The organism is Bartonella sp. TT29SHDZB (assembly GCF_042193395.1).
GTDB lineage: Bacteria > Pseudomonadota > Alphaproteobacteria > Rhizobiales > Rhizobiaceae > Bartonella.
Genome location: NZ_JBHILQ010000053.1, coordinates 1 through 3,356, shown reverse-complemented (window position 1 = coordinate 3,356; position 3,356 = coordinate 1). Strand labels below are relative to the sequence as shown.

The 3,356-nt window shown below is 35.2% G+C and carries 3 protein-coding genes; all 3 read left to right on the top strand.

What is annotated here, in order from left to right; genetic code table 11:
• The coding region (locus ACFIJJ_RS09195; protein WP_375646740.1) for a hypothetical protein at positions 1–654 on the top strand (654 nt) is incomplete at its 5' end.
• Between the two features lie 82 nt (positions 655–736).
• Positions 737–1,426 carry a hypothetical protein gene (locus tag ACFIJJ_RS09190; protein ID WP_375646739.1) on the top strand — a complete coding sequence of 230 codons (690 nt, stop codon included), beginning with the start codon at positions 737–739 and terminating at the stop codon, positions 1,424–1,426.
• 94 nt (positions 1,427–1,520) lie between these two features.
• Positions 1,521–2,300 carry a hypothetical protein gene (locus ACFIJJ_RS09185; RefSeq protein WP_375646737.1) on the top strand — a complete coding sequence of 260 codons (780 nt, stop codon included), beginning with the start codon at positions 1,521–1,523 and terminating at the stop codon, positions 2,298–2,300.
• Positions 2,301–3,356 lie beyond the last annotated feature (1,056 nt).

The following is a 3,356-nucleotide window of genomic DNA, read 5'->3' as shown; positions in this document are numbered from 1 at the left end:
GATGGTCATTTCTTAACTCGAATTAGAGCCTTAAGAGATTTTGATGATGTCAAAAAAGGCGATTTAGGGGGGTATATTGAAAATGAAAGCAACTTATCTCATGAAGGTAATTGCTGGGTGTATAATAAAGCTCGGGTCTTTCAAAATGCACGCGTCTTTGGAAATGCTAAAGTAAAAAGCTTTTTTGTTGATGTCTATGGTAATGCTCAAATTTATGGGAATGCTATTTTTGAAGGTATGACATTAAAGGACAATGCAAAGCTGTCTGGTAATGCGCATGCTAACAACGCCGTTGTAATTGAAGGCAATGCACAAATTTATGATAACGCCCGTGTCACTGATCATGCTCATATTTCCGATAATGCTGTCATTTGTGATGATGCCCATGTCGGAGGCAATGCAAAAATAAGTGGCTCTGCTTACATTTGTGATGAATCACGTGTTTTTGATGATGCCGTTATTTGTGATGCTCTTATCTCTGGTTCTTCATATATTCATAGCAATGCCTCTTTAACAGCTAATGAAGATATCTGTGATGATGCATATCCTGAGTTTGGGAGCGAAGATGATTATTATCGTCATGAGTATTATGCTGATTTTGAAGGGTATTATGACGATGATAATGACAGCGAATATGAAAGTGATGCTGCGTAAATGACACGCGCGGGCGCGGCGGGGGCGCCCTCCTTTAAACATCTCATTTAAAAATTTAAATCTCTATAAAGGAATTGTGCTCATGCAAAAGAAGTTTGCACTCACAAATGAAACGCGTGTAATTAATAATCATACCCTTTATCGCATTAAAGCATTAAAAGACTTTGCTGATGTTAAAGCAGGTACTTTAGGGGGCTTTATTGAAAAGGAAAATAACCTTTCTCATGATGGCAATTGCTGGGTTTATGATAATGCTTGTGTTGTAAAATCTGGTCGTGTTTATGAAAATGCAAGGGTATATGGCAATGCTGCCATTGGTGGTTTTGTTTATGGCAATGCGCATGTATATGATAAAACCCGCGTGTATTTTGGAGCTCATGTTTATGATAATGCGCATCTTTCTGATAAGGTGTGGGTTTATCAATATGCAAGGGTTTATGGGAATGCAAAATTATCAGGAAGTGCACGCATTTATAGCAAAGCTGAGGTTTATGATCATGCTGTTGTAAGTAGCTCTTCAAAAATTTATGGCAAGGTTTATGGCAATGCTAGCGTGGGTGGGTATGTTAAGGTCTATGGTTCTGTTTATGGGAATGCAAAAGTGACTGGTTATCACACCATTAGAGGTTTGGTACATGGCAATGCAAGGTTAAAAAGAGATGGTTATTCATATGTCAAACAAAACTTTTATTATGCATATGGAATTCCTGAAGATTGTGAAATTTATGAAAACGATACCGTTGTAAAGATTATTGAAAATAACGCTGCGTAAAGACGCGCGGGCGCGGCGGGGGCGCCCCTCTTTCAAATTTTCCCATTCCAAATTTTATCAAATGTTTATCACATTAAATTGTGAGGGTATCTCTATGTGCAAAAAATATGAATTAACCAGTGAAATCAAAAAAATCAAACATGCTCTTACTCGAAATATTATAAACCTTTATCGCATTAAAGCTTTAAAAGATTTTGATGATGTACAGGCGGGGTCTTTAGGCGGCTTTATTGAAAAGGAAGTTAACCTATCCCATGATGGTAATTGCTGGGTGTATGATGAGGCTTGTGTCTATGGTCATGCAAGAGTGTATGAAAATGCAAAAATACGCCATTTTTCTCAAGTCTGTGGTCAAGTTTATGGCAATGCTGAAGTCTATGGAAAAGCTTTTATCTCTCAATATGCTAAAGTTTATGACCATGCTTTTGTCTATAGCAATGCTCATGTTTATGGCAATGTTTATGGGTATGCTCATGTGAATGGTAGTGCCCGCATTCTTGCTGATGCTCATATTTATGATCATGCGCATGTTTCTTATGATGCTACGGTTTTTAGTTATGCACGCGTTTATGGCCATGCCAAGGTTTGTGGCTCTGCTTGCATTTATAGCCATGCAAAAATTTATAATTATGCTGTTATTAATGGTCGTGCTAAAATTTATGGCAAGGTTTATGGAAATGCTTGTGTGAGTGGCTCTTGTGAGATTTATGGCTCTGTTTATGGCAATGCTAAAATCTCATATTGTGCAACGATCTGGGGGCGTGTTTATGGCAATGCAAAAATCAATAAAAAAAGCAAAGTAAGGTTGGTTCCAAAAAATTGTGAGGTTTATGAAAGGGATAAGCTTGTCAATATAACTGATAAAACAGAATAAAAACAGGTATGGGGGGCGTGCATTCTTTATGGTTATAAACGCATATAAAATGCATTGCTATAAACATATCATAAAAGAGAGAGTAAAATAAAAAAAAAGCCGTGCCAAATGATATGACGCGGCTTTCAAATAGCGTTTTTTATTGATTAAAATGAATCATCCACAATGGAGTAATGAATGCATATATACAAAACGTATCATATTGCAAGCGCTCTATGAGAGATATGAAAACTTATCAAAAGGAATGTAAATGATGCGTATGATCTTTAATCACTCATTTGAATGAGAGAGCCTATAAAACGCTTGTTATGGCTATCAAACGTATCAAACAAATCAAAACGCTCGGTAGCTTTAATAATCCAATCAAAAGCAAATGCATATTAAGTGAATGTCTTGTAAAAACGTTCTTTTTACATTTACGAGCGTTAGGTTTCAAAAGCAGCTTTTCATAAGATAAATAAACAAACGCTTTTATAAAGTGTAAGGTTTTTAAGATTTTGCTCTGCTGTGAAATCTAGATCTTCATTTTTCATAAATGAAACGTTCTTAAGAGCAAATGATAACTAAGTTATAACTGTTATAAAAAAAAGTTTTAACGTTTCTTATAAAGATCTCATTTTATGTTTCAAACGTTTAAACGTGCATTTAAAGAGGTTCTCATAAGCGTATTTGTACTTTTCATTAAAACCTAATTTCTTTAAATATTAGCCGGTCCATTTTTGGAGGCATTATCTTAGAATAGAGCATTCTTTAAACATTACAGCTTTTGACTCAAAATTAAGTAAAAACCGATACCTTATGATGTTACAACGATTTTAAATTTTACTTGCTTATCTTGTCTAAATAGCTGCCCCCAAATTTGGAAAGAGCTCATTTGGTTTCGTATTTTTAAACTATAACTTTTAAAACGTTTTTAGTACCAAATCTAAAGTAGATAGTAATTCTACTGCCATGGCATTATTTGCCTCCATTTTTTTGTGGAAGCGAATAGTTCCATTCTTAAAGACTAGCCTGCAATCTATTCATTAAAAGGCTTTTCATTTCATAAGATATAGC